The organism is Paenibacillus sinopodophylli (genome assembly GCF_005930355.1).
In the GTDB taxonomy this organism is placed as follows: domain Bacteria; phylum Bacillota; class Bacilli; order Paenibacillales; family Paenibacillaceae; genus Pristimantibacillus; species Pristimantibacillus sinopodophylli.
The window spans coordinates 1-204 of record NZ_VDBO01000108.1 but is presented as its reverse complement, the minus strand read 5'-3'; the positions used below and the strand labels follow the sequence as shown (position 1 = coordinate 204).

The following is a 204-nucleotide window of genomic DNA, read 5'->3' as shown; positions in this document are numbered from 1 at the left end:
TGGCTCCCCGAACAGGACTCGAACCTGTGACAACTCGATTAACAGTCGAGTGCTCTACCAACTGAGCTATCAGGGAATATATGCAATTTCAAAGCAAGTTGCGCCCTGAAAACTGGATACAAAAGAATAGGTTTGCTGAACCTTATATGCTGCTGTCTACCGGATGTATGGGTCACGGTAAACGTGTTTAGGATAAGCCCTCGA

At 46.1% G+C, this 204-nt stretch carries 1 tRNA gene; it reads right to left on the bottom strand.

The window, feature by feature from the left end:
• Positions 1–76: transfer RNA gene (locus tag FGT79_RS30890), tRNA-Asn, on the bottom strand.
• Positions 77–204: the final 128 nt, after the last annotated feature.